Annotated in this window: 23 protein-coding genes; 7 read left to right on the top strand and 16 right to left on the bottom strand. The window is 64.0% G+C overall.

The genetic code is table 11. From position 1 onward, the window contains the following. Nucleotides 1–4: 4 nt before the first annotated feature. From HZZ13_RS32865 to HZZ13_RS32820, 10 genes are all read right to left on the bottom strand, one after another. Entirely contained in the window at nucleotides 5–829 is an 825-nt protein-coding gene (locus tag HZZ13_RS32865) for a carbohydrate ABC transporter permease (RefSeq protein WP_197963594.1), read from the bottom strand. Next, entirely contained in the window at nucleotides 826–1,764 is a 939-nt protein-coding gene (locus tag HZZ13_RS32860; RefSeq protein WP_197963593.1) for a carbohydrate ABC transporter permease, read from the bottom strand. The genes HZZ13_RS32865 and HZZ13_RS32860 overlap by 4 nt, the downstream gene beginning before the upstream one ends. After that, nucleotides 1,761–3,110, bottom strand: a complete 1,350-nt coding sequence (locus HZZ13_RS32855) for an ABC transporter substrate-binding protein (RefSeq protein ID WP_197963592.1) — start codon at nucleotides 3,108–3,110, stop codon at nucleotides 1,761–1,763. The genes HZZ13_RS32860 and HZZ13_RS32855 overlap by 4 nt, the downstream gene beginning before the upstream one ends. Nucleotides 3,111–3,166: 56 nt before the next feature. Beyond that, nucleotides 3,167–3,946: a sulfur oxidation c-type cytochrome SoxA gene (gene soxA, locus HZZ13_RS32850; protein ID WP_197963591.1), complete on the bottom strand. Its 780-nt coding sequence runs from the start codon at nucleotides 3,944–3,946 to the stop codon at nucleotides 3,167–3,169. Continuing rightward, nucleotides 3,943–4,260, bottom strand: a complete 318-nt coding sequence (gene soxZ, locus HZZ13_RS32845) for a thiosulfate oxidation carrier complex protein SoxZ (RefSeq protein WP_197963590.1) — start codon at nucleotides 4,258–4,260, stop codon at nucleotides 3,943–3,945. The genes soxA and soxZ overlap by 4 nt, the downstream gene beginning before the upstream one ends. Then, on the bottom strand, nucleotides 4,260–4,727 hold the full coding sequence (locus HZZ13_RS32840) for a SoxY-related AACIE arm protein (RefSeq protein ID WP_197963589.1): 468 nt from the start codon (nucleotides 4,725–4,727) through the stop codon (nucleotides 4,260–4,262). Before HZZ13_RS32840 ends, soxZ begins: the two co-directional genes overlap by 1 nt. 4 nt (nucleotides 4,728–4,731) lie before the next feature. Next, nucleotides 4,732–5,148 (bottom strand): sulfur oxidation c-type cytochrome SoxX, encoded by a 417-nt coding sequence (soxX, locus tag HZZ13_RS32835; protein WP_246504660.1) that lies wholly within the window; start codon nucleotides 5,146–5,148, stop codon nucleotides 4,732–4,734. 220 nt (nucleotides 5,149–5,368) lie between these two features. Then, nucleotides 5,369–6,640 carry an NAD(P)/FAD-dependent oxidoreductase gene (locus HZZ13_RS32830; protein ID WP_197963587.1) on the bottom strand — a complete coding sequence of 424 codons (1,272 nt, stop codon included), beginning with the start codon at nucleotides 6,638–6,640 and terminating at the stop codon, nucleotides 5,369–5,371. 104 nt (nucleotides 6,641–6,744) lie between these two features. Then, nucleotides 6,745–8,931: a xanthine dehydrogenase family protein molybdopterin-binding subunit gene (locus tag HZZ13_RS32825; protein ID WP_197963586.1), complete on the bottom strand. Its 2,187-nt coding sequence runs from the start codon at nucleotides 8,929–8,931 to the stop codon at nucleotides 6,745–6,747. A 12-nt stretch (nucleotides 8,932–8,943) separates the two neighbouring features. Further along, on the bottom strand, nucleotides 8,944–9,393 hold the full coding sequence (locus HZZ13_RS32820) for a (2Fe-2S)-binding protein (RefSeq protein WP_197963585.1): 450 nt from the start codon (nucleotides 9,391–9,393) through the stop codon (nucleotides 8,944–8,946). Between the two features lie 341 nt (nucleotides 9,394–9,734). Here HZZ13_RS32820 and HZZ13_RS32815 point away from each other — a divergent pair, with 341 nt between their 5' ends. Then, nucleotides 9,735–11,339, top strand: a complete 1,605-nt coding sequence (locus tag HZZ13_RS32815) for a B12-binding domain-containing radical SAM protein (RefSeq protein WP_197963584.1) — start codon at nucleotides 9,735–9,737, stop codon at nucleotides 11,337–11,339. Between the two features lie 400 nt (nucleotides 11,340–11,739). On the opposite strand, the gene HZZ13_RS32810 is transcribed toward HZZ13_RS32815, so the two are convergent. The 5 genes from HZZ13_RS32810 to HZZ13_RS32790 form a co-directional block, all read right to left on the bottom strand. Further along, nucleotides 11,740–12,486, bottom strand: coding sequence for an SDR family NAD(P)-dependent oxidoreductase (locus HZZ13_RS32810; RefSeq protein ID WP_197963583.1), 747 nt, complete (start codon nucleotides 12,484–12,486; stop codon nucleotides 11,740–11,742). A gap of 155 nt (nucleotides 12,487–12,641) precedes the next feature. Beyond that, nucleotides 12,642–13,553 carry an MBL fold metallo-hydrolase gene (locus tag HZZ13_RS32805; RefSeq protein WP_197963582.1) on the bottom strand — a complete coding sequence of 304 codons (912 nt, stop codon included), beginning with the start codon at nucleotides 13,551–13,553 and terminating at the stop codon, nucleotides 12,642–12,644. 33 nt (nucleotides 13,554–13,586) lie between these two features. Next, nucleotides 13,587–14,792 carry an NAD(P)/FAD-dependent oxidoreductase gene (locus tag HZZ13_RS32800; protein ID WP_197963581.1) on the bottom strand — a complete coding sequence of 402 codons (1,206 nt, stop codon included), beginning with the start codon at nucleotides 14,790–14,792 and terminating at the stop codon, nucleotides 13,587–13,589. Between the two features lie 42 nt (nucleotides 14,793–14,834). Next, entirely contained in the window at nucleotides 14,835–15,824 is a 990-nt protein-coding gene (locus HZZ13_RS32795; protein WP_197963580.1) for an alpha/beta fold hydrolase, read from the bottom strand. Nucleotides 15,825–15,921: 97 nt separating this feature from the next. Beyond that, nucleotides 15,922–16,863, bottom strand: coding sequence for a helix-turn-helix domain-containing protein (locus tag HZZ13_RS32790; protein ID WP_197963579.1), 942 nt, complete (start codon nucleotides 16,861–16,863; stop codon nucleotides 15,922–15,924). Between the two features lie 474 nt (nucleotides 16,864–17,337). Between HZZ13_RS32790 and HZZ13_RS32785 the strand changes: the two genes are divergently transcribed. Then, nucleotides 17,338–18,267, top strand: coding sequence for a helix-turn-helix domain-containing protein (locus HZZ13_RS32785; protein ID WP_197963578.1), 930 nt, complete (start codon nucleotides 17,338–17,340; stop codon nucleotides 18,265–18,267). Nucleotides 18,268–19,052: 785 nt separating this feature from the next. On the opposite strand, the gene HZZ13_RS32780 is transcribed toward HZZ13_RS32785, so the two are convergent. Next, a complete protein-coding gene (locus tag HZZ13_RS32780) occupies nucleotides 19,053–19,460 on the bottom strand; it encodes a hypothetical protein (protein WP_197963577.1) in 408 nt (135 codons plus the stop codon). Here HZZ13_RS32780 and HZZ13_RS32775 point away from each other — a divergent pair. From HZZ13_RS32775 to HZZ13_RS32755, 5 genes are all read left to right on the top strand, one after another. Continuing rightward, nucleotides 19,444–20,862 (top strand): coiled-coil domain-containing protein, encoded by a 1,419-nt coding sequence (locus tag HZZ13_RS32775; RefSeq protein ID WP_197963576.1) that lies wholly within the window; start codon nucleotides 19,444–19,446, stop codon nucleotides 20,860–20,862. The genes HZZ13_RS32780 and HZZ13_RS32775 overlap by 17 nt on opposite strands. Nucleotides 20,863–20,924: 62 nt before the next feature. Then, entirely contained in the window at nucleotides 20,925–21,965 is a 1,041-nt protein-coding gene (locus HZZ13_RS32770; protein ID WP_197963575.1) for a TAXI family TRAP transporter solute-binding subunit, read from the top strand. Beyond that, nucleotides 21,962–22,591 carry a hypothetical protein gene (locus tag HZZ13_RS32765; protein ID WP_246504659.1) on the top strand — a complete coding sequence of 210 codons (630 nt, stop codon included), beginning with the start codon at nucleotides 21,962–21,964 and terminating at the stop codon, nucleotides 22,589–22,591. The genes HZZ13_RS32770 and HZZ13_RS32765 overlap by 4 nt, the downstream gene beginning before the upstream one ends. A 25-nt stretch (nucleotides 22,592–22,616) precedes the next feature. Next, nucleotides 22,617–23,231, top strand: coding sequence for a DsrE family protein (locus tag HZZ13_RS32760; RefSeq protein WP_246504658.1), 615 nt, complete (start codon nucleotides 22,617–22,619; stop codon nucleotides 23,229–23,231). 177 nt (nucleotides 23,232–23,408) lie between these two features. Continuing rightward, nucleotides 23,409–24,114, top strand: a 706-nt coding sequence (locus HZZ13_RS32755) for a transposase (RefSeq protein ID WP_197963574.1), incomplete at its 3' end; no start/stop codon positions are given.

The following is a 24,114-nucleotide window of genomic DNA, read 5'->3' as shown; positions in this document are numbered from 1 at the left end:
GCGTTCATCCGCCCTTCACCGCCCCCGCCGTCAGCCCGGCCACGATCTGCCGCTGCGCCAGCACCGTCAGCAGCAGCACCGGGAAGGTCACGATCAGCGCGGCGGCGGCCAGCGGTCCCCAGCTCAGCTGGTCGAACGAGATCATGTTGTAGACCGCAACCGGCAGCGTGCGAGTCTCGCGTCCGGCCAACACGATGCCGAACACAAAATTGTTCCAGGAGAAGATCACGGCGAGAATGAAGGCGACCGCGATGCCGGGCTTTGCAATCGGCAGCGCGACGTGGCGGAACACCTGCCAGCGGCCGGCACCATCGATCAGGGCGGCTTCCTCCAGTTCCATCGGAGTCGTCTCGAAATAGCCGATCATGATCCAGATCACGATCGGCACTGTGACGACGAGATGGATGATGATCTGCGGCACCAGCGTGCCGAGCAGGCCGAGCCACTGGAACAGCAGGAACAGCGGGATCAAATAGGACAGGCCGGGTGTGATGCGGGCAATCAGGATCACGATCGCGGATTTATGCGCGGCCATGCGTGCGATGCCGTAGCCGGCGGGCACGCCGACCATGAGCGCCAGCACCGTCGCGCTGCCGGTGACGACCAGACTGTTGATAAAATAGGTCAGGAAGCGATTGGAGGCGAGCACGTCCGCATAGTTCTTCCAGGCGATGTGATCCGGAAAGAACACCGGCGGGTAGGCCGCATTGTCGACCTCGAACTTGAGTGACAGCGAGAGCATCCAGAGGAAGAACAGGATCGCCGGCGAGACGATGACGAGCACGGACAGCCACAAGCCGATTTTGCCGATGATCTGACGGGGTGTCATGCGCCGCTCGCGATCTCGGTCCACAGCATGCGCTGGCGGGCGTAGAGCATCACCGCCGCAAGCAGGACGATCAGCAGGAAGAACACGACCGCAATCGCCGAACCGTAGCCGAGGTCGTAATAGGTGAAGGCGACGCTGTAGAGATAAATGTTGATGGTCTCCGATGCCGAGCCCGGTCCACCTTGGGTGATCGCGAAGATGATGTCGAAGCTCTTCACCGCGTCGATCATGCGGATCATGCCGGCGATGAACAGGAACGGCATGATCAGCGGCAGCGTGATGAAGCGGAAGACCTGCCAGAAGCTGGCACCGTCGATCTGCGCGCTCTCATAGGGCTCGGTCGGGATCGCGGCGAGGCCGCCGAGCACGATCAGCATCACCAGCGGCGTCCACTGCCAGGTCTCGACCAGCACCAGCGAGGGAATGACGGTCGCGGGATGAAAGACCCAGAGCTGAGCGGGAATCCCGACCAGCGACAGCAGGTAATTGAGCACACCGAGCTGCGGGTGGAACATCATGGTCCAGACCAGCGCAATCGCAACGGGCGTCGCCATCATCGGCATGATGAAGACGCCGCGCAGAAATCCGCGGCCGGCGAAGTTCTGGTGAAACACCACGGCAGAGAGTGTGCCGAGGATCAGCGGCAGCACCACCGACAGCACGGTGTAGACCAGCGTGTGGCCGACCGCCTCGAGAAAGCGCGGATCGCTCGTGAGCCGCAGATAGTTTGAGAACCCGACGAAGGTGGTGGGCGAGCCGACCTTCCACTCGTTCAGGCTCATCCAGATCGTGAAGACCCACGGGAAGATGATGATGGCGAGCACGACGACCAGCGCCGGCACCACGAACGGCCAGTAGGATGGCGGCCGCAATTCCTTCTCCGGCGCGGCCTCGGTCGAAGCCGCGGCCGGAGTCGATTGTGTCAACGCACTCACGCCTTTTCGCTACGCTCCAGGATCGGCCGATACTGTTCGTGCGCCTTCTTCAGCTCGGTCGCGGGATCGGCGCCTGACAGTGTCGAGGTGAGCGCCGCGCCGACGAGATCGCGGAATTCGGCGACCGGGATCACGACCGGCAAGCCGAGCTTGCTGATCTTGGCGGAATCGATCACCGATTGCAGCCACTCCTTGGGCATCTTCACGCCGCTCTGGATTTCGGGATCGTTCAGGATCGAGTTGCGGAACGGCACGCCGCCCCCGGCCTGCAGCAGCCGCGCGCCCTGCTTCTTCGACACCACCCATTGGCAAAGCAGATAGGCGGCTTCCTTGTTCTTGCTGGCCGCAGCAATGCCGATGCCGTCGCCATAGGTGGCCGAATATTGCCCCTTCGGTCCGGCCGGCACGACGGTGTAGCCGACCTTGCCGACCACGCGCGAGGCGGCCGGATCCTCCAGCGGCGGCGCCCAGCCGACGCCGTCGATCCACATTGCGGAGCGGCCTTGGGTGAACGAGGCCATCGACTCCATCCAGTTGAAGCCGGCGACGCCGGGCGGGGCGAACTTGGTCAGCAGCGTCTGATAGAGCTTCGTCGCCGCGACAGCTTCCGGGCCGTCGGTCTGGATGTTGCCCTTGGCGTCCAGGAATTCGCCGCCATAGTTGAGGAAGAAATTGGTCCACAACGTCATGTTGGCGTTGCGCAGGCCGCGCCCGACGAAGCCGTAGGTGCCGTCCTTGGCGTCGGTGAGCTTTTCGGCGGCCGCGACCATCTCGTCGAAGGTCTTGGGGACCGCGACGCCCTTCTTCTCGAACAGCTCCTTGTTGTAGTAGAGTATGAAATAATCGACCGACCAGGGCAGCGACAGCATCTGGCCCTTGTCGTTCTTGGCGTATTGCAGGCCCGCGGCGGAGAAATCGCTTTCGACGAGATCCGGCGCGGTCAACGTCGGGTCCTTCATGAACGGCGTGATGTCGGCGAGCCAGCCGGCTTTCTCGAACTGCCGCTTCTGAACGTGATAGCTGAGATGCACGACGTCGAAGCTCGGCCGTCCCGAGGTGAGCTCGATCACGACCTTCTGGCGCTGTTGCTGCTCAGGGATCTGCTCGGACTCGACCTGGATGCCGGTGAGCTCGGTGAACTCCTTGATGTTCTTTTGCAGGTTGTCGCCGCGCGGACCCTTAGCGAGGATAACCTCCAGCTTGGTCCCGGCGTATTTCTTCCAGTTGACCTCGGCGCGTGCCGGCAGTCCGGTCAGGCTGAGCGCGCCGGCCGCGGCGGTGCCCTTGAGCAACGTACGGCGCGAGATGTTGTAGTTGGCCAATTTAGGTCCCTCCCTCTGATTCATAGTCTTTGGGAGGGATACTAGCGGCCTTACCACGCCTGCCTAGCCCTAATCTGCCATCAGGGCCGCACGGCCGGCGTTTCCATCGGCAGGCCGCGCGCCCGCGACATCAGGTACAGTTCGAGCGCGACCAGCTCGGGTGAGCCGTAATCATAGGCCTGGGCGCGGACACCGCTCATGCAGCTGCGCAGCCGTCGCTCCAGCGAGCCAAGCGTCTGCCATTCCAGTCGATACAGCGGATAGCCGGCCGGCTGTCCCTGCGTGATCGGGGCGCCCGCAAGGCGCTTGTCGAAATTGTCGTCATGGCAGTTGGTGCAGGCAAGGTTGAGCTGGCCTTCGCGCTGCATGAAGAGCTTGCGCCCTTGCTCGACGAATGGCTCGAGCTGCGGATCCTCGCCCGCGGTGATCGGAACGCCGCGTGACTGGCGGCCGACGAAGGCTGACAAAGCGAGCAGGTCGCGGCTCTCGTAGGGCAGCGGCGTCGCCTGCTGGTGATTGGCGCGGCAGAGATTGATCCGCTGATCGAGCGTGATGGGGCGGCCCAGCGCCTTGTCGAAGGCGGGGTAGCGCGCCGCGACGCCCTTCATGCTGCCGCGCGCATCGCCATGGCAGTCCGCGCAGGCCTTCTCGGCGGTGCCGGTCGTCTTCTTCCACAGCTGCTCGCCGTCGAGCACGAACAGCATGCCGGGATTGGCGGTGTCGTCATCCTGCATCGCGCGGGTGTCCGGACCCATGAAGGCATAGCCGGACCGGCGCGCATCGGACGGGATCTCTCCGGCGAGCAGGGCGGGGCCCGTGACGAGCAATATCGCCGCCGCTATCGCGCGCCAAGCAATCATTCGACCGTGATCGATGCGGTGGCGGTGGATGAATAGCCGTTGTCGCCGATCCACTCGAACTCGAACTTGCCGCTCTCCTTGGCCACCGTGAAGAACGACAAATATGGGTTCGCCGCGATCGCTGGAAACAGGTCGGCACGAAAGATCTCGTCGCCGTTGTAGCGGCAGATGAAGCTCGTGATGATGTCGCGCGGCACGAGCTTGCCGTCCGCGGTGTGGCGGAATCCCGTTTCCATGATGTGCGAGGTCAGCGTGCGGATCTCGATGATCTCGCCGCGTTTGGCTCGCGAGGGAACGTTGATGAGGGCGGCCATCAGTTGAGCTCCTCGGTGCATGCCGCCAGCGTCACGACGATTTCGGCGGCAACCTGCCAGAATGTGCCGTCTGACAGGCGCGCGATCGCGACCACCTTCTGGGTGTCGGCGAGCCGGATCCGGGTCGAGACTTGGGCGCGGCCGGAGGAGGGATTAAAATAGAAGTTGCCGATGTTCGGCTGCGGGTTCTTCTCGTTGAAGACGTGGATGCTTTTGACGTAGTCGTCCGCCGTCATCGGGCTCGCGACGCTGACCGTCATCGGCACCGTGTTGCCGTTCTCGACCAGCGGCGGAATGTCGAGCTTGACCCTGCCGGTGCGAAGCTGGGCTTCGCCGACAATGTTACGGATCGCTGCATTGAGCATCGCCGGCGTCGCTTGAAGCGGCCGCAGCGTCACGACTGGAATCGTCCCGGCCACTGTCACGCCGCCGGCGAGGTTCAGGAATTGTCGTCGCGTGGTGGGCATGAACCTAGTCCCGAAGCGTTACAAGAAAAGCCACGATGTCCTCGATCTCCGCAGCCGACAGGATCGGCTTGCCAGCGAAGTTGCGTCCGACTCGCACGAAGCCGTCGTTGCGATAATAGGACGGCATGATGGTGTCCGGATTGAAGCGCGAGGCATCGACCAGTCGAAGCCGCAACTGGCTCTCGGACCACCGGTTCCCGGCACCGGCGAGATCAGGCGCGAGGTCGCCCTGGAACCGCGTCTCCGGAAATGGGCCGGAATGGCAGAGGATGCAGGTCGTCGTGCGTGCGAGCACCAGCGCGCGCCCCCGTGCGGCATCGCCGGAGGAGCCTGTGAGCGAGACTGGAATGCCGTCGCCGACGATTGTGTAGGGCACGAGCTCGTCGGCTTGGGCCGGCAAGGTGATAGCGAGGCTCGCCATGAGGAGCGCCGCAATCATAGCTATCGGATGGGATGGCTGAGGTCGCCGCGAACTCCACCTACCTCTCCCGCTTGCGGGAGAGGTCGGCGCGCAGCGCCGGGTGAGGGCTCTTTCCTCTGGGGGAGTCTTCGTTGTTGAGACACCCTCTCCCCAACCCTCCCCCGCAGGCGGGGGAGGGGGCGCACTGTGGTCGTGACGGCAAGCTCGCTCCATCATTGCCCTAGCCGAATATGTCCGCCGTGATGGTTTGAAACCAGCGTTCAGCCTCAGCCGCCTCGTGGGCGCGCAATTCGCGCGGGGCATCGACCGGGCTGGTGGCGCCGCCCTCGACCTCAGCAAAGATGTCGCCGCGCGGCTCGTAGTTGCCAGCCAGCGAAAAGCCGTAACCGGGCGCGACGATGTTGTAGCAGACGCCTGTGAGCCGCGGCGTCTCCGGCGCGCGGCCCGCGAGCAGATTGACGATCGCGCCAGCGCAGGCCTTGCCTTGCGCGTTCGCAGCGGATGCCGATTTGGGAATGCCGCCGCCGAGGCAGGCATCGCCAATGACGTGGACGTTCGGCGCAAGTTTCGACTCGAACGTGACGGGATCGATCGGGCACCAGCCGGTCGCGTCCGCAACGCCTGCGATGCCGGCGATGCGTCCCGCGCGCTGCGGCGGGATGACGTTGGCGACATCAGGGGTGTAGTTGCCGAACTCCGTGACGATGGTTCGCGTCGTCGGATCGATCGAGGTGACGCGGCCGCCTTGCGACAGTGCGACGCGCTCGATCATGTCGCCATAGAGCTCCTTCCACGCCTTCTCGAACAGCCGCTGCTGCGAGAACGCGTCCTTGGCATCGAGGATCAGAACCTTGGAGCGCGGCTTTCTCGACTTCAGGTAATGCGCGATCAGGCTCGCGCGCTCGTAGGGCGCTGGCGGGCAGCGGGAAGGATTGGCCGGGATTGCAATGGCGACCGTGCCGCCGTCCGCCATCGCTTCCAATTGACGACGCAGCAAAAGCGTTTGCGCGCCGGCCTTCCAGCCGTGCGGCATCGACTCCAACGCCGCATCGTCGTAGCCGGGCATGGCCTCCAGATGGAAGTCGACGCCGGGCGAGAGCACGAGGCGGTCGTAGCCAAACGTCGTGCCATCGCCCGTCGTCACCCTACGCGTTTGCGCGTCGATCCCCGTCGCGGCCTGGGCGACGATGCTGATGCCGCCGGCGGCAAGCTTGTCATAACCGAACTGCTGCGCCTCGATCTCGCGCAGGCCTGCGATCACCTCGTTGCTGAAGGGACAGCAGATGTAAGTCTTGCTCGGCTCGATCAGGGTGACCTGTAATTTTGCATCGGCGCGCTTGAGCGCGCGGGCGCAAGCCGCACCGCCAAAGCCCCCGCCGACCACGACGACGCGGCCCGCCGATTGCGCGCGCAGGATCGAAGGTGCGGCGAGCGATGTGGCCGCGACGGCGATGCCGAGGACGGCATTCCGCCGCGTCACCGGCGCATTCATGAGACCTGTCCGGAAAATACTGCGACGGCCGATACGGCCGCCGCGATTTGTCGTTTGAGCATGATCATCTCGGAAAACCGGTCCACACTTTTCGGGATCATGCTTTACGCGAAGGTGATGTTCTGGTCGCGCAGCGGCACCTGGCGGATGCGCTTGCCGGTCGCCGCGAAGTATGCATTCAGCACGGCCGGCGCCGCGACGCCGATGGTCGGCTCGCCGACGCCGCCCCAGAACCCGCCGCTCGGCACCATCACCGTCTCCACCTTCGGCATCTCGTTGATGCGCATCGAGTTGTAGGTGTCGAAGTTGGTCTGCTCGATCTTGCCGTCCTTCACCGTGCAGCCGCCGTAGAACAGTGCGGAGAGACCATAGACGAAGGAGCCGGCGACCTGCCGCTCCACCTGCGCCGGATTGACGACATAGCCGGGATCGGTGGAGGCGACGATGCGATGCACCTTGATCTTGATGCCGTCGGTCACCGAGATCTCGGCGGCGCCGGCGACATAGCTGCCGTAGCCCATCACCTGCGCGATGCCGCGATAGACGCCTTGCGGCGCCGGACTGGTCCAGCCGATCTTCTCGGCCACCGCATTGAGCACCGCGAGGTGCTTGGGGTGGTTGCCCATCAGCTTGCGGCGGAATTCGAGGGGGTCCTGGCCTGCGGCATGGGCGAGCTCGTCCATGAAGCATTCCATGTAGATCGCGTTGTGATTGACGTTGACGCCGCGCCAGAAGCCGGGCGGGACGTGCGGGTTGCGCATCGCATGCTCGACCAGAAGGTTCGGCACCGAATAGCCGAATGCGGCTTCGCCGGATTGGGCGACGCCCTGGAATGCCGCGGGATCCATCCCGTTCTGCAACGCTTCGGGGCGGAGCGAGAACAGGATCGATTGCCCGGAGAGGCGGTAGTGCAGCGCGATCAGGTTGTTGTTGGCATCGAACGCGCCGGTCATCTTGCACTGGGTGATCGGGTGGTACCGACCGTGCGCCATGTCCTCTTCACGCGACCACAGCAGCTTGATCGGCGTGCCCGGCATCTGCTTGGCGATCATGACCGCCTGGCGGACATAGTCGGTCTGGCCACGCCGGCCGAAGCCGCCGCCAAGCATCACCTTGTGCACGTCGCACTTCTCGGCGGGCAGGCCGGAGGCTTCCAGCACCGCCGCGAAGGCGGCCTCGCCGTTCTGCGTCCCGCACCAGACCTCGCATCCGTCGGCCGTGTAGAGCGCGGTGGCGTTCATCGGCTCCATCGTGGCGTGGTTCTGGTAGGGATAGGAGTAGACGGCCTCGACCTTCTTGGCGGCACCGGCAATCGCGGCCTTCGCGTCGCCGTTCTTGTTGCCGACATAGGCCGGCTGCGAATTGTCGAGACCTTCGGCCAGCCACTTCGCAATCGACTCGCTGGAGACTTTTGCGTTGTCGCCCTCATCCCAGACGATCGGCAGTGATTCCAGCGCGGTCTTGGCGTGCCACCAGGTGTCGGCGACGACGGCGACGGCGGTGTCGCCGACCTTGACGACCTTCTTGACGCCTTTCATGTCGGCGATCTTGGCTTCGTCAAAGCTCTTCAGCTTGCCGCCGAACACCGGGCAGTCCTTGATCGCGGCGTTCAGCATGCCCGGCAGCTTGACGTCGATACCGTAGACCATCGCGCCGGTGGTCTTGTCGGCGGTGTCGAGCCGATTCACACCCTTGCCGATCAGCTTCCAATCCTTCGGATCCTTCAGTTTGACGTCCGCCGGCGGCGTCAGTTTCGCCGCGGCCTCGGCGACCTTGCCGTAGGTCGTGGTCCGGCCCGACGGCGTATGGGTGATGACGCTGTTCTCGGCCCTGCATTCGGAGGCCGGCACTTTCCAAGCGTCGGCTGCGGCTTGGATCAGCATCACGCGCGCGGTGGCGCCGCCCTTGCGAACGTAGTCCTGCGAGGAGCGGATGCCGCGGCTGCCGCCGGTGGAGAAATCACCCCAGACGCGCTTGCGGGCGACGCTCTGGCCGGGGGTCGGATATTCGGTCGTGACCTTGGTCCAGTCGCATTCGAGCTCCTCGGCAACCAGCTGGGCGAGGCCGGTCAGCGAGCCCTGGCCCATCTCCGAGCGGGCGATGCGGATCACCACGGTGTCGTCGGGCCTGACCACGACCCAGGCGCCGATCTCGGGCGAGCCGTCGGCGGCGCGGACCACGGCGGGGCCGCCGAGGGGGAGGTCGAGGCCGATGGCGAGGCCGGCACCGACCGCAGCCGTGCCAATGACGAAGGCGCGGCGGTTGAGCCGCGGCGAGATATGCTTGTTCATGTGGGGATTTCCTTACGCGCTCGCGATCGTGTGGATCGCCTCGCGCACCTGCTGGAAGGTGCCGCAGCGGCAGATATTGGTGATGGCCTCGTCGATGTCGGCGTCGGTCGGCTTCGGCTTCTCGTTCAGGAGCGCGGCCACCGCCATGATCATGCCGCTCTGGCAATAGCCGCATTGCGGCACGTCCTGGGCGATCCAGGCCTCCTGCACCCTGTGCAGCGTGTTGCCCGAGGCGAGCCCCTCGATCGTGGTGATCTTCTTGCCCTCGGCCTCGCCGACCGAGATCCCGCAGGAGCGCATCGCGACGCCGTCGAGGTGAACCGTGCAGGCACCGCATTGTGCAATGCCGCAGCCGTATTTGGTGCCGGTCAGGCCGGCATTCTCGCGGATCGCCCAGAGCAGCGGCGTGTCCGGCTCGACGTCGAGCGTGAAGGTTTTTCCGTTGATTGTTAGGTTTGCCATCGCAAGTCCCCTGATTGGCCCAATCCACCGATTGAACTCAGGGGCGCAATGTGTCCGGCAAACTGGAACGGTTCAAATCAACAGTCCGAGGGGTGGCGGGGACGCATGGCCGTGCCGCTCTGGGGTATGGACCGAGACGCGCTTTTGCCTCATCCCTTCACAATCGATTCGGGTCGACGCCTTTTTTCCGAGGGCGCCAATCCGCGGCTTGAGGCGACGTCCGGCCGTGAAACGCCGGTTCCTGGGCCCGCGTGGCTTGCGCAGCGGCGACAGTTTGTCCTTATTGCCGGGGTGCAAGTCGCGGGCGCTTTGGTACACTGCGCCGCCGCAAAAGGAGTTCCATGAACGTGCCGAGTCCCTGCAACGTACTGATGCTCTATCCGCTGTTCTCGGCAGAGTCCTTCTGGACCTTCGGCGAATCCTGCAAAGTGTTGGGCGTCAAGCGTCCGGCCGCCCCCCTGGGCCTGATCACCGTTGCCGCGATGTTGCCCGAGAGCTGGACCGTCCGGCTGATCGATTGCAACACGGCGTCCTTCGGGGAGGAGGATCTCGCCTGGGCCGACGTCGTGTTCACCGGCGGAATGTTGCCCCAGCAGGCCGACACGTTGCGCCTGATCGAGCTCTGCCGCGCCGCCGGCAAGCCGGTCGTGGTCGGCGGACCCGACCCCACCTCGAGCCCCCACATCTATGAGCGGGCCGATTTCCGGGTGCTGGGCGAGGCCGAGAGCGTCATCAACGAATTCATCGCGGCCTGGGAGGGTGGCGCGCGATCCGGCGTCTTCACCGCACCGAAGTTCCAGGCCGACGTCACCAAGACGCCGGTGCCGCGCTTCGACCTGCTCAAGTTCGAGGACTATCTCTATCTCGGTGTGCAATATTCGCGCGGCTGTCCCTTCACCTGCGAATTCTGCGATATCATCGAGCTCTACGGGCGCGTGCCGCGGACCAAGACGATCGAGCAGATGTTCGTCGAGCTCGAGACGCTCTACAAGATGGGCTATCGCGGCCATCTCGACTTCGTCGACGACAATTTCATCGGCAACAAGAAGTCGCTGCGGCAATTCCTGCCGAAGCTCGCCGAATGGCAGCGCACGCACGGCTATCCGTTCGAATTCTCCACGGAAGCCTCGGTCAACCTCGCCGACGATCCGGAGCTCCTGGAGCTGATGGGTGCGGCGAATTTCTTCGGCATCTTCGTCGGCATCGAAAGTCCGGATCCGGAGACGCTGGTCGCGATGCGCAAGAAGCAGAACACGCGGCGCAACATTGCCGAGAGCATCCACAAGATCTACGCCGCCGGCATGCTCGTCACCGCGGGCTTCATCGTCGGCTTCGACAACGAGAAGGTCTCGATGGCGGAATCGATGATCGAGTTCATCGAGGAGGCGGCAATTCCCGTGGCCATGGTCGGCCTGCTCTATGCCTTGCCCAATACGCAGCTCACGCGCCGGCTGGAGCGCGAAGGCCGGCTGCATTCGGGCCACGACGTGGCGCCGACCATCGGTGCCGATCAGTGCACGGCCGGCATCAACTTCGATCCGGTCCGCCCGCTGCGCGATATCCTGATGGACTACAAGCGGGTGCTGGAGCACATCTATAGCCCGGCCGCCTACGCAGCACGCGTCGACCGCCTGATGACGCTGCTCGACCGATCCAGGCAGCGCTCCGAGCTTGCCGAAGGCGATATCCGCTCCAAGCTCGGGGCCATGGAGACCGTGCACAAGGTGGTGTCCGCCCTTCCCGAGGCGCGGGGGCCGCTCTGGCAGACCTTCATGAACTGCGCCAAGCGCGACACGTCATCGGCGCGCATCGCCGTGCAGATGATCGCGGCCTATGCACATCTCGGGCCGTACTCGCGCAAGGTCATCGCGGCGATCGACCAGCGCCTGGCCGCGCTGGACAACGAGACCGGCGCTCCAGTGGCTGTCGGCGTGACGGCGGCCTGACGGCTCACTTCACTGCGAGCCGTAAGAAGCTCACCACGCTGCCGAGCACGGCAAAGCCCGCGCCGAGCGCCAGCATCGTGCTGCGGACTCGCTGTCGCAAGAATGAGCTCACGGTCCCCGTTACGGTCCAAAAACTCGAAAAACAACCCCATGCACAGTAGGAGGCCCTTTGATCGAAAAGGGATTTTTCCGCCGTGTCGCAGCGGCCTTGGCGGCTGCGATCACGTTGACCCGTCGGGCAAAACACTGGCAGGATGCCAAGGTGCCAGCGATCGGGCCGGGAGCAGCCCGCATTTGCGTCCTCCGCGCGCCGTCTCCAGTTTGCGACTAATAGTTCGCGGGAGACTCGAAGTTCACGTGCTCCTTCGCGTGGCGCCGACAGGCCACCGACCGCGCGAGATCATGCCAGTCCCAGGCCGCCATCGACGGCGATCACCTGACCGGTTACCCACGCCGAGGCGGGACCGGCGAGTTGGACGACCCATTCAGCGACATCCTCGGGCACGCCGCGGCGGCCGAGCGGTATGCTGGCGCGCTCCTGTTCCTCGACCGCTGCGGCCTGCTCCGCCGACAATCCCATCATGCCCGTCAGCGCGCCCGTCTCCGTTGGGCCCGGTGCAACGGCGTTCACCCTGATTCCGAACGGGGCCAGCTCCAGGGCCCAGCACCGCGTCAAATGCTCCACGGCGGCTTTGCTGGCTGCGTAGTGAGATAGTCCTGCCGCCGCTTTGTGTCCGAAGGTGCTGGAGACGTTGACGATCGCGCCGCGCCTGGCCTTGAGATGGGGAAGCGCTGCCGATGCGAGCAGACTTGGGCCGAGCACGTTGACGGCGAAGATGTCTGTGATGCGATCGGCGGTCACATCGGCGAGCGGCAGGATTGCGCCGGCGCCGGCATTGTTGACCAGCGCATCGAGACGGCCCCATTTGTCGAGCGCCTTCGCAATGGTACGCTTGGCGTCCTCGGCGGACGCCGCGTCCGCGGTCATTCCCGCAATGTTCTCGTGTTGCAGCATGGTCTCGTTGATCAGGCTCGCCCGTCGGCCGGTGATGAGCACCTGATAGCCCTGTTTCGCGAAGCGGAGCGCCGCTGCGCGGCCGATGCCTGAAGTACCGCCGGTGACGACAACGACCTTTTGATCTTGCATGTTCTGTCTCTCGTGCGGTCAGCCGCACCAATTGGCTAGAGTTTGCAGGTCGCGGCGGCCGATTCCCTGGTGTACCGGCCGCCGTGAGGGGTGTGATCCGGAGGGAGCGCTCGATCATCCCGGGCGCGCGCTCCAGTTGAGCCTGTTCTTGCCCGTCAGTAGTCCCAGAACACCGGGACCCAGCGGAAGACATCGCCGGCGGCCGCGACATGGCCAACCGATGGGAACGGCATGTGCGTGGCCACCAGCAGCTCGCCGCTCTGCGCGAGCTCCCGCAACAGCTGGATACGAACGCGCGCCGCATCCTCGGGGTCGTGCTCGAAGCCGTTGTGCCATTCGGGTTGGTCGAACCCGACCGCAAACACGGCATCGCCGGCAAAGGTCAGCGCTTCGCCGCCGGACGCCACGCGGACCACGCTATGTCCGGGCGTGTGACCGCCAGTGCGGCGGACCACGACACCGGGCGCAACCTCGCGCTGCTCCTCGAACGGCCGGATCTGGCTGCCGTACATCTTCACGAACTGCTTGGCGGCGGCCCGAAGCGCATCGGGGAATCCCTGCGGCATGTTGGTATGGGTGAAATCGGGCGCCTCCCAGAACTTGACCTCGGCGGCGGCGACGTGGATCCGCAGGTCCTTGCGCAGCCGCTCCTTCACGCCGTCGACCAGCAAGCCACCGACGTGATCCATGTGCATGTGGGTCAACACGAGATCGGTGACGGACGAGAGGTCGATTCCGGCGGCCTCCAGGCGCTTGATCAACTGTCCGGCGCGCGGCAGATGCAGGTCAGGATCGGACCCCAGCCCGGCGTCGATGAGGATGGTCTTGTCGCCACTTCGCACCATCACCGCATTCAGTGCCCAGTCGAACGCATCCTGAGGCAGGAACATCTCGTTCAGCCAGTTGGCCCTTACGGCCGGGTCGGCGTTGTGTGCCAGCATGGTGCTCGGGAGCGGCAGCACCCCGTCGCTGACCACCAGCACGTCAATGTCGCCGATGCGCACCGCGTAGCGCGACGGCACGAGCTCTTCGGGTTTCGCGGCAATGGAAGCGTTGTGCAGATTCATCCTGGTCTCCTTTTCAAGGTTAAGTGTTAGTTGCTAGAGCGCGGTGACGCGCTCGGGATCGGCGGAGGCGAGCGCTGCGGCACGCTCGGCCTTGGGCGGATAGATCCAGACCGTGTTGATCTCCTGCTTGGTCTTCTTGGCGACGTCGCCGACCATCTCGACCGTGCGCTCCCAGCCGCGGGTGAACAGCGCACCGGCTTCGCCGAGGTCGAGGCAGGTGACGTAGGCTTTCTGGTGATAGGGTCTGGTCGGAACGCCCAGCAGCTCGGCGGCGGCGTTGTTGCCGGCGAAGGCGCCCATCCGGGTCGCGTGCTGACACGACATCAGCGCGTAATTGCCGACATCGTCACACGCGGCCCGTGCGGCATCGCCGGTGGCGAAGACGCCGCTCACCGATGGGACCCGTAATTCGCGGTCGACGAGCAGCCGGCCAAACCGGTCGCGCTCGGCAGGGATCTCTGCCGTCAACGGCGCCGCGCGCATGCCGGCGGCCCAGATCACCGTCTCGCATTCGATCTGCTCGCCGTTGGAGAGCGTGACGCCGGACTTGTCGAGCGAGGCCACGCCGACACCGAGCCTGGTCTCGATGCCGAGCTTGCTCAGCGCCTCCTCGATGATGGGGCGGGGGCCTGCGCCCATGTCCGGGGCGATCGCCTCGTTGCGGTCGACGACGACCACGCGCAACTGGGCGTTCTTGCCGAGAATCTTGCGCAAGCGCGACGGCATCTCTGTCGCTGCCTCGATGCCGGTGAATCCGCCGCCCGCGACGACGACGGTGTTGCGTGCCTTCGAGGCTGGGCGGCTCAAAAGCCCATGAAGGTGACGATCGAGCGCGATGGCGTCATCGAGCTGGTCGACGCTGAAGCCGTGCTCGGCAAGGCCGGGAACGTTCGGCCGAAATAATCGGCTGCCGGTGGCGACCACCAGCCGGTCGTAGGACAGCTTCTTCCGCGTGCCTTGCGTGCCAGCGACCTCGACGACCTTGGACTTGGTATCGATCGCCTCGGCATGGCCCCTGATATAGACGACGTCGATCGCCTTGAGGACGTCCTGCAGCGGTGCTGTCAGGGTCTCGGGGTTCGGTTCGTAGAGTCGCGGGCGAACCACGAGTGTCGGTTCGGGCGCGACGAGCGCGATCTCGAGCTTGTCGGGCGAAACGCCCTGGATATCGCGCAGGCGGGCGGCTGAAAGGGCGGCATACATGCCGGCAAAGCCGGCGCCGATGATGACGATGCGCATGTCTGATGTTCCTTGGTCGAGATGATTGCGATGAAGCGAGGGCTAGGCCGTCACGAACCTGAGCAAGTCGGCATTGACGAGGTCGGGATGCGTCGTGCAGAGGCCATGCGGCAGCAGGTCATAGACTTTCAGTGTGCTGTGCTTCAGGAGTCGGGCCGACAGCTGCGCCGAGTCGGCAACGGGGACGATCTGGTCGTCGCCGCCGTGCAGCACGAGCGTCGGCACCGCAATGCTCTTCAGGTCTTCGCTGAAGTCGGTCTCGGAGAAGGCCTTGATGCCGTCGTGATGGGCCTTGCTGCTGCCCGTCATGCCTTGACGCCACCAGTTCCAGATCACGGCCTGGGAAGGCTCGGCGCCCGGGCGATTGTAGCCGTAGAAGGGACCGCTCGCGAATTCGAAGTAGAACTGCGACCTGTTGGTGGCGAGCCGCCGGCGCAAGCCGTCGAACACGTCAAGCGGCAATCCGCCGGGATTGGACTCGGTCTTCAGCATCAGGGGCGGCACTGCGCCGATGAGCACGAGCTTGGCGACGCGCTCCCGGCCATGGCGCGCCACGTATCGCGTCGCCTCGCCGCCACCGGTGGAGTGGCCGACGTGAATGGCGTTGCGAAGATCGAGGTGCTGGGCTAGCGCGGCGACGTCGGCGGCATAATGATCCATGTCGTGACCGTCGCTGACCTGGCTGGAGCGGCCATGGCCGCGGCGATCATGCGCGATCACGCGAAAACCCTTGCCGAGGAAGAACAGCATCTGGGCGTCCCAGTCGTCGGCGCTGAGCGGCCAGCCGTGATGGAAGACAATCGGCTGCGCGGACTTCGGTCCCCAGTCCTTGTAGAAGATCTGGACGCCGTCGCTGGTGGTGACGAAGGCTGCACCGTCGTCCTTGCCGATCGAGAGCGCGGCGCTCTTGGCATCGCGGCCCACCGCCGAGGTGGAGCGGACGGTCAAGGACGCCGTGTACAGAAGCGTCGTTGCCAGGATGTTTCGGCGCGAGGTGCTCGCGAGCCGGCTGACGGATGTTATCAAGGGCATTTGCTGCTCCATTGCAGGTGGGGGGCACCATGGATGTCTACCGAACCGGACTTGCTCGTGCCCCAGCGCGATTGCCGCGATTGCAGCACGATTGCTGCTATCGCGCGCGCCGCCGCCAATCGCTCGGCGATTCCCCGGTCAGCTTTCGAAATGCGGCAGCAAAGGCGGTCTGCGAGGAGTAGCCGAGCGTGACGGCGATCGAGACGACGGAGGCGTCGGTGTCGCGCAGCATGTTCATGGCTTGCTCGAGCCGGTGCTGCCGCAGCCAGGCATGCGGAGAAAGCCCGGTACTGTCCTTGAAGGCGCGGCAGAAGTGAAAGCGCGACAAGCCGGCCTCGGCTGCAAGCGCTGCAAGAGATACGTCGGCATCACTGTCGGAGCGCAACCGCTCGATCGCCCGAAGCAATGTTTTTGGCGCCAACCCGCCCCTGGCCGGCGCGATCGTGCTTGGTGAGCCCGTGTGCGCTGCCAGGAGACGTGTCGCCAGCAAATCCATGAGTTGCTGCCGGAACAACGTATCCAGCGGCTCGTTTCCGTCCAGCACGTCCGCCGCGCTCAGGAGCAGGCGGGACGTGACGGGATCGGGATGCGCGGTTCGCTCCAGGAGCTCGGACGGTGCCCCGGCTTCGGCTTCGTCCGCCACGCGCTTCAGCGTTGTCTGCGGAAGGTAGAGTTGAACGACGTCGACGGCTTTTGGAATGTCCCACCGGGAGCTCGACCCTTCCGGAATAATGTTCACGACTCCCGGACGAAACGTCCCGATTGCGACGGATTGCCCGGATCGCCGCTCCATGCGTTGCACCACGCCGTTGTAAGCCATGATGACATGGTGGCTCATGGGCGCGACGACGTCGTGCAACGGCTCGTGCTTCCAGTGAGCAATGCCGGCGCCGGAGGAATCCAACGCCATGCGGAAAGGCACCGTGCCGAGCACGCGGGCCATCTCCACATCAGCGGTGGGCCGATCGCCTGCCTGGTCGCGCTGCACTCCAGACGTGGCGGTCTCGTTCTGAGATTCGCGCAAGACGACTTTGCTCATGGCTTCGCTCGTGTGGTGGCGCGTCGCTGATGCGCGACAAATTGATCATGGTTTCAGCGGCCGCAGAGCGGGGGCCGAACGGCCGGTCTGGTGGTCTTTGCTCAAGGGGTGGATCGGGTCCGAAGGCGATTCGTCGAGGTTCCGATGCCGTTGATTTACGGGTTCTAGGCAGCGCCAAGACCTGTGTCTTTCCTGATACTGCCGTGCATTGCCTGATCATGCTGCGCGCACGCCAGACGCGCGTCACTCGCGTGCGTTTGTGAAAAGTCGTGATGTCGGCGTCGCGGTCCGGTGGCCCCTCACGTCAGAGCACAAACCGATCATTTTGAAATGTTTGATAAATTCGGATGGGACTCGATCGGGACGGGGTGCGACTTCGTCGGTCGTGGACAGCGGTGGGTGCTTACCGCTATAGGACCCTGGAAATGGCAGGTTGCTGTGGCCTGCTCCACGACGGCACAGACGAGACATCCGATGGGCAGGACAGGCGCGTACGGCGAACGGCTCGGAGCATTCCTACGCCTCGATGAAGTGCCGCCCACGCTGATGACCCGGTCGCTGCGCAGCGCCGAGATCGCAGTCACGGAAACGCGAAGCGACAATCCCGTGCTGGGTCTGTCCGGTTCGTTTGCTGCGGAAGATGCCTATCTCGTCAGCCTGAAATTGCGCGATTATCCGGAGTGCGAGATCTGGGAGCAGGGTCGTCGCCTCACGAAGGCAGACGTCCATGCCGGGACGACTTATCTATACGATCTCAAGGCTGACCCCCGGTACGTGATCGACAAACCGTTTCACTCTCTGCACTTCTACGTGCCGCGTTCGGCGCTCGATGGACTCGCCGATCAGTCGGGGGCGCGGCGCATCGATGCGCTCGACTGCAGTCCCGTCGGGCACGATGATGCCATCGTCCGTCATATCGGCGCCTCCTTGCGCGAGGGACTGCGCCGACCGGACGAGGCCAACCAATTGTTCGTCGATCACATGATGCTGGCGCTCGCAGCTCATGTCGCCGAGACCTATGGAGGCTTTCGGCACAAGGCCGAGAGCGGCCGCGGTGCGCTTGCGCCATGGCAGCTCGCGCGCGCATGCGACAAACTCGAAGCGGATCTCGGCGGCAAGCTGCCGTTGCAGGCGATCGCTGCGGAGCTCGGCCTCTCCGTCAGCCATTTTTCTCGTGCGTTTCGCGCTGCGACCGGCCTGCCGCCCTATCGCTGGCTCCTGCATCATCGCGTGAGAACCGCCAAGCGTCTGATGCGTGAGCACGGTCCATCACTGTCCGAGGTTGCTATTTCGGCCGGCTTTGCCAACCAGAGCCACTTCACGCGTGTGTTCTCCGCGATCGTCGGCGTCAGCCCGGGTGCATGGCGGCGCGATGCGATGGGAGCAGCAAGCCGCGAAGGTTAGGCCTGCTTTGTCGAACCCACCTTACGGGACACGCGTGATCAACTCGTAGGCCTGCCGCCATGGGGCCGTGCCATCTTCCGCAAGACCAATATCGTAGCCGTTAGTCGCCAGCATAGCTGCCTGATAGCCACCGGCAGCGGGCTTGCGGCTGTCGACTCGCCCCTACTGCCAAGATCGGCGCCGTTTCGCCAAGGTATCCGTGACTTTTGAACGTCTGCGGATTCGCCTTTCCTCAGCTTTTTCCAGGCGGGTACGAAGGTTCTGAAGCTCTGCCAGTTGGGAGCAGAGAGACGAAACGCGTTGATGCAGAACCGCAATACGGTCGCACTGAACACGAGTACTCATGACGCGCCCTAAATTGTAATTGTCAAGAAATGACCGGCTTGGGCGAGAAAACAGAATGGCCTTCCGATAGGTCCCAATCACCGTAGCACAGGTTCATTCACAAGATGTGAAATTCAATCGAAGCGCGCGGGAGGAGCGTGGCCGGCGCGGTCGGACAGGCCAACCATCCAACCGCCGTTGGATCGGGTGATATGGAGCGGACCGCCCCAAGTCGGTTTCCGAACCCGTTTGCGGAAAACCGCCGCTAGAGCACGAGCCCCAGCGCCAACCAGGTTGCAACAGACAAACAGACGCCAATTCCCAAATACGGCAATGCAATGCGCATGGTCACTCCTCGATGCCGAGACGCGACGAGAACATGGTCAGATACGCAGATTCGGGGCGCTAGCCCTATATTCCATGCGATGTATGAGCCCCGTAACGGCATGCGGCGAGCATATTTAATTTGACTTTCGAATATAGTCAAAATTATATGTATTTGAGTTAATTGTTCTATTTAATTTGGGGTGGTGTCGCCGCGCCGCAAACATCACGATCAACGCGTGTTCTGAAACCATGCGCACAGGCTGGGCAATCGCTCCATTGGAGTTGCTCTTGAGAGAGGCGTGATGCATGCGCCGATCAATCGATACTGCACCCAGGCATCGAGAAAACACCGGAATAGAAGATGCGGCGGGGGAGCTCGGTCGCGGGTCGCCCGAGACGGGCAGATGGGCCGCAAAGGACGGCTCGCCGATCTCCTCTTCACCGACCCATTGGCGTGGTGAGACCGAGGATGTCGATCCGGAGGCGGCAACATCGGGCAGTTCGCTCGTTGCGGCCGTCGTTCTGGTGCCCTTCATCTTCATTGGGGCGGCCCTGCTCGGTGCTTTCGACCCGTTCAAGGCACGACCGACTGTCGAAATGATGCGCATCGACGGCGGGAGCGCCGCCGGCCTCGACCAGCGGCCTGCCGTCGGGACCGGATCGCTGGCACTCCTTCAGAGCGAAACGTCCGAGGTCCTGATGCAGGCGGTCTCGGCAAACACGGCGGAACCTCGACAACAGCTCGACGCCGAGGCTCCGCGCAGTGACGCGCTCTCCGGTGAGCTGGCCGGCGCGCGCAGGGAGCTTGAAGAGGCGGTCCAGCGCACGCATGCAGCGGAAATTGCCGCGGAGGAGCTGCGGCGGTCTCTTCAAGATGAGCAAGCCCGCAGCGCCGCGCTCGCGGACGAACTTGCCGGAACCCGCCGCGAAGTCGAGGCCCGTATCGTGCAGGCGCGCGACGCGGACGAGGTGGCAGCGCAGCAGAGGGATGCGAGGGATGCGGCGGCGCGGGAGATCGCTGAGCTGGAGCGGTCCCTGCAGCAGGAGCGGGACAAGAGCGCCGTCCTGGCGAAGCGAATGGGCGCCGCGCAGGCGCTAGCGGCAAGCGCTGAGCAGGAACGCTACGAGGCGCAGCAACGCGCCGCGGCTCTCGCGAGCGAGCTTGCCGGCATGTCTCGCGGATCGGCCACGGCCGACGATGCGGCGGCGGAGCAAAGCGAGGCGGCGGGCAGGGAGGTCGCGGAATTGCGGCAGTCCTTGCAGCAGGAGCGCGAAAGCAACGCAGCCCTCGCGCAACAGGCGGACGCCGCGCGGTCGGCAATTGCGAACGCTGAGCAACAACGCCGTGCCGTCGAAGAGGCCCAGGCTCACGCTGCCGCGCTGGAGGGCAAACTTGCGCAAATGCGCGGGGACATTGAAATCCTGAACGGGCGTTTGCGCGAGGCGAACGATGCAGCCTCGCAGCACAGACAGGCAGCGAACCGAGAGATCGCCGAACTGAGGCACTCGCTGCAACGGGAGCGGAGCAGGACTGAAGCCAGGGAGAGTGACCTCGCCCCGGCATCGCGCCTCAGCGATCAGCGCGCTCCGGTGGAGCAAAGAAACGACGGCCCGATCCTGTCGACGGCGCAGAACGTGACCGCAGCGGAGCCGCCGACGAGTCCAGGCCAGGACGAGGTGGAGGCCCGATTGATCCCGCGTGCCAAAGCGTTGCTCGATCAAGGCAATATCGGTGCAGCGCGGATTGTACTCGAGCTCGCCGCCGAGAAGAACATTGCGCAGGCGACCTTCATGCTCGCGGAGACATACGATCCAGCGGTTCTGGCGGCTTGGGGTGCCTATGGAACGCGCGGCGAGGCGGCCAAGGCGCGAGAGCTGTACGCGAAGGCACAGAGGAGCGGCATTCGCGGAGCCAAGGAACGACTGGATGCATTGCATCACTGAGAGTGGGCTTTGCATTCAGGCTGGGACGAATGGTTGCACTGAGTAATCCGGAAAGGAACGACATGAACAAGGTGCCAAGGTCGCTCTCGTCGCTCCTGCTCGCCGCGCTGGTGCCGATGGCCGTGCTGCTTCAACCGGCTTGCCTGGAAGCACAAACCGCAAAATCCAAGGCGGATGCACAAATGGTGCGACGGCCGCTCTCTCAGGAGAGCGAAAAGGACCGGATGAACGCCTGGACCGTCGGGCTCGCCGGCGGTCTGCTCGAGGGCGCGCCGATTCGCCTCGCGGCAGAAATGGCCCGTGTCGTCGACGACGGCGCAGAACTGCATCTCCTGCCGATCGTCACCCGGGGCGCCACCGACAATCTGAATGCGCTGCTCTATCTGCGTGGTGTCGATACCGCGATCATCAATTCCGACGCGCTCGACGAGTACAAGCTTCAGGTTCCGCAGATCCAAAGCCGCATCACCTACCTGCTCAATCTGTTCCCGTCCGAATTGCACATCTTCGTGCGGCCGGAGATCACGAGCCTGCAGGACCTTGCCGGCAAGAAAGTGAACTTCAATACCCAGGGCACCGCAGCCGCCTATTCCGGACCGCTGATCTTCAGCCGCCTCGGCATCGACGTCGACAAGACGTTCATTCCGCATCAGCTTGCCCTGGAACAGATGCGCAACGGTGAGATGTCCGCCGTGGTGTTCATCACGTCGAAGCCCGTCGACGCCTTCGTACGCGGTCGTTGGGAAGCGGGATTCAAGTTTCTCCCGGTCCACTACGACAGGAGATTCGAGGACTATTATCTGCCCGCGACATTGGACGCGATCGAGTATCCCAATCTGATCAAGCAGGGCGATCGGGTCTCGACCATCGCGGTGCCGACAGCGCTCGTTGCGTTCAACTGGCGGCCAGGCTCGAATCACTATCAACGCGTGGCGCGCCTCGTCGATTACCTGTTCTCGCGGATCGACCGCCTGCAGGCACCAGGCTTCGATCCGAAATGGCGGTCGATCAATCTCGCCGCAACCATCCCGGGGCTCACCCGCTTCCAGGCAGCGCAGGAATGGCTGGATCGCCAGGCGCGCAGCGCCCAGGCGAAGCCATGAACACTGCCGTTGCTCCGCTCGCCATCGCCTTCAACGTTGCCTGCGGAATTGCCTACGCGCAAAGCACGAGCGATGCCATCGAATCACTTCGTGCTTGTTCAACAATGGAAGGGCAGGGCCGGCAGGAATGTCTGCAAGATCTGTCACGTAAGATTCCGCCGCCCGGGCGGCGGGCGTCGGACCACGGCTGGCTGATCAGCGAGACCACCTCGCCGGTCGACTATTCACCCGTCGTCACCGCCACCACCTCTTCGGTTGGCGGCTCGGATGGAGCTGCGATGCAACTCGCAATCCACTGCCGCAAAGGCCGCACGGAAGTCAGGGTCGCGGGACCTGCGCTGTCACGGAGCGCCAACGAATACGTCATCTCCTTTCGGCTGAATGCGGACACGCCAATGCAACTCGCGGCCGCGTCGCCGTCGTTCGGCTCCGGCGTCGCTTTCGGGGGCGACGTCGTAAAGTTGCTGAACGCGCTACCCGACGAAGGTCACATCGTTGTGCGCCTTTTCACCCGCACTGGTCAGGTGCAAGACGGACAATTCCTGCTCAGCGGATTCGAGAACGTGCGCAAGAGAATGGCGGCTGCATGCAAATGGCCACATAGCGTCGCCAGACCAGGAAGGTGATGGTCAGGGAAACGGGAGACACGAGATGATCAATCCGAAGTTGACGATGGCAATCATCGGCGGCCTGGCGATGGTGCTTCTGGTCGAACCAGGCGCGCAGGCGCAACAGGACAACCAGCTGAATCCGCACTCGAACGCGAAGAGCCAAGTGTATCCCAAGCATTCGGTCAGACAGAAGCAGGCGACCAGGCCGAGGCAGGATCACGCGACCAAGCAGAACGCTGCGCAGGACACGAGGGTGGCCGAGGCGACAAGAACCGAGAGTGCGAAGCAGTCGCACCGACTGATATTGCAGGTCAATTCCAATGAACCCGCGATGATGAACCTCACGCTCAACAATGCCACCAATGTCGCGCAATATTACCGCGATCACGGTGAACCAGTGTCAATCGAGATTGTCACCTTTGGTCCGGGTCTTCATATGCTGCGCGATGATACCTCGCCGGTAAAGCCACGCATCGAGGTGCTCGCGATGAGCAATCCCGAAATCTCCTTCAAAGCCTGCGGCAACACCCAGGAAAATATGCGGAAGGCGGAGAACAAGGACATCAATCTGATTCCGCAGGCGGCGGTGGTCAAATCGGGTGTCGTCCGCGTCATGGAGCTGCAGGAGCAGGGCTGGAGCTACGTCAAACCGTGAGGTCCGGCGGCAAAGCGAATACCGCATGAGTTCGCAGGGCTATCGCATTGAGAGCTTTTCTCCGCGGCCATCCTTCGAGACGCCAGCTTTAGGCGAGCTCCTCAGATCCTATGGGGCGGCGGGTGGTCAAGAGAGGTTAGGATTGGATTGCAAACCACCCAGCCTCGGAGGACCAAGATGATCAAGCTCGATCGCATTGACGCACCCGCCACGGCGGAGCATGCCACGGTTTACCTGGCTTTTGAACTGAGCAAAGCGAAATGGAAGCTCGGCGTGTTGCTGCCGGGCTCACAGAAGCTGAGCCGGTACACGATTGGTGGCGGTGATCTGGTGGCCTTGGCAGCGCGGCTTGCGGACGTGCGCAAGAAGGCTGCCGCGGATGGACGGCCGATACGCATATTGTCGTGCTACGAGGCAGGTCTCGACGGCCACTGGCTGCATCGCTGGCTGGCGCAGCAAGGCGTGATCAATCACGAGATCGATCCCTCCAGCATCGAGGTGAACCGTCGCGCACGGCGCGCCAAGACCGACCAGATCGATCTGGAGAAGCTGATGCGGACCTTCCTGGCCTATTTGCGCGGCGAGCCGCGGGTGTGCAGCATCGTCCACGTGCCGACGGTTGAGGACGAGGATCGCAAGCGCCGCACCCGCGAACGCGAGCGTCTGATCAAGGAGCGCACGGCTCACATCAACCGCATCAGGGGACTATTGCACGGACAGGGCATCCGCGACGTCCAGCCGCTCGCACGATCGTTCATCGCATGGCTTTCCAAGCTGCGCGCCGGCGACGGTCGCCCGCTTCCCGAGCGGCTGAAGGAGGAGCTTGCGCGCGAGCACGAGCGGCTGCAATTGGTCGCCCAGCAAATCGCCGAGATCGAGGCCA

Source organism: Bradyrhizobium agreste (genome assembly GCF_016031625.1).
Classification (GTDB): Bacteria; Pseudomonadota; Alphaproteobacteria; order Rhizobiales; family Xanthobacteraceae; genus Bradyrhizobium; species Bradyrhizobium agreste.
The sequence above is the reverse complement of the archived record's forward strand: the minus strand, read 5'-3'. Positions and strand labels throughout refer to the sequence as shown.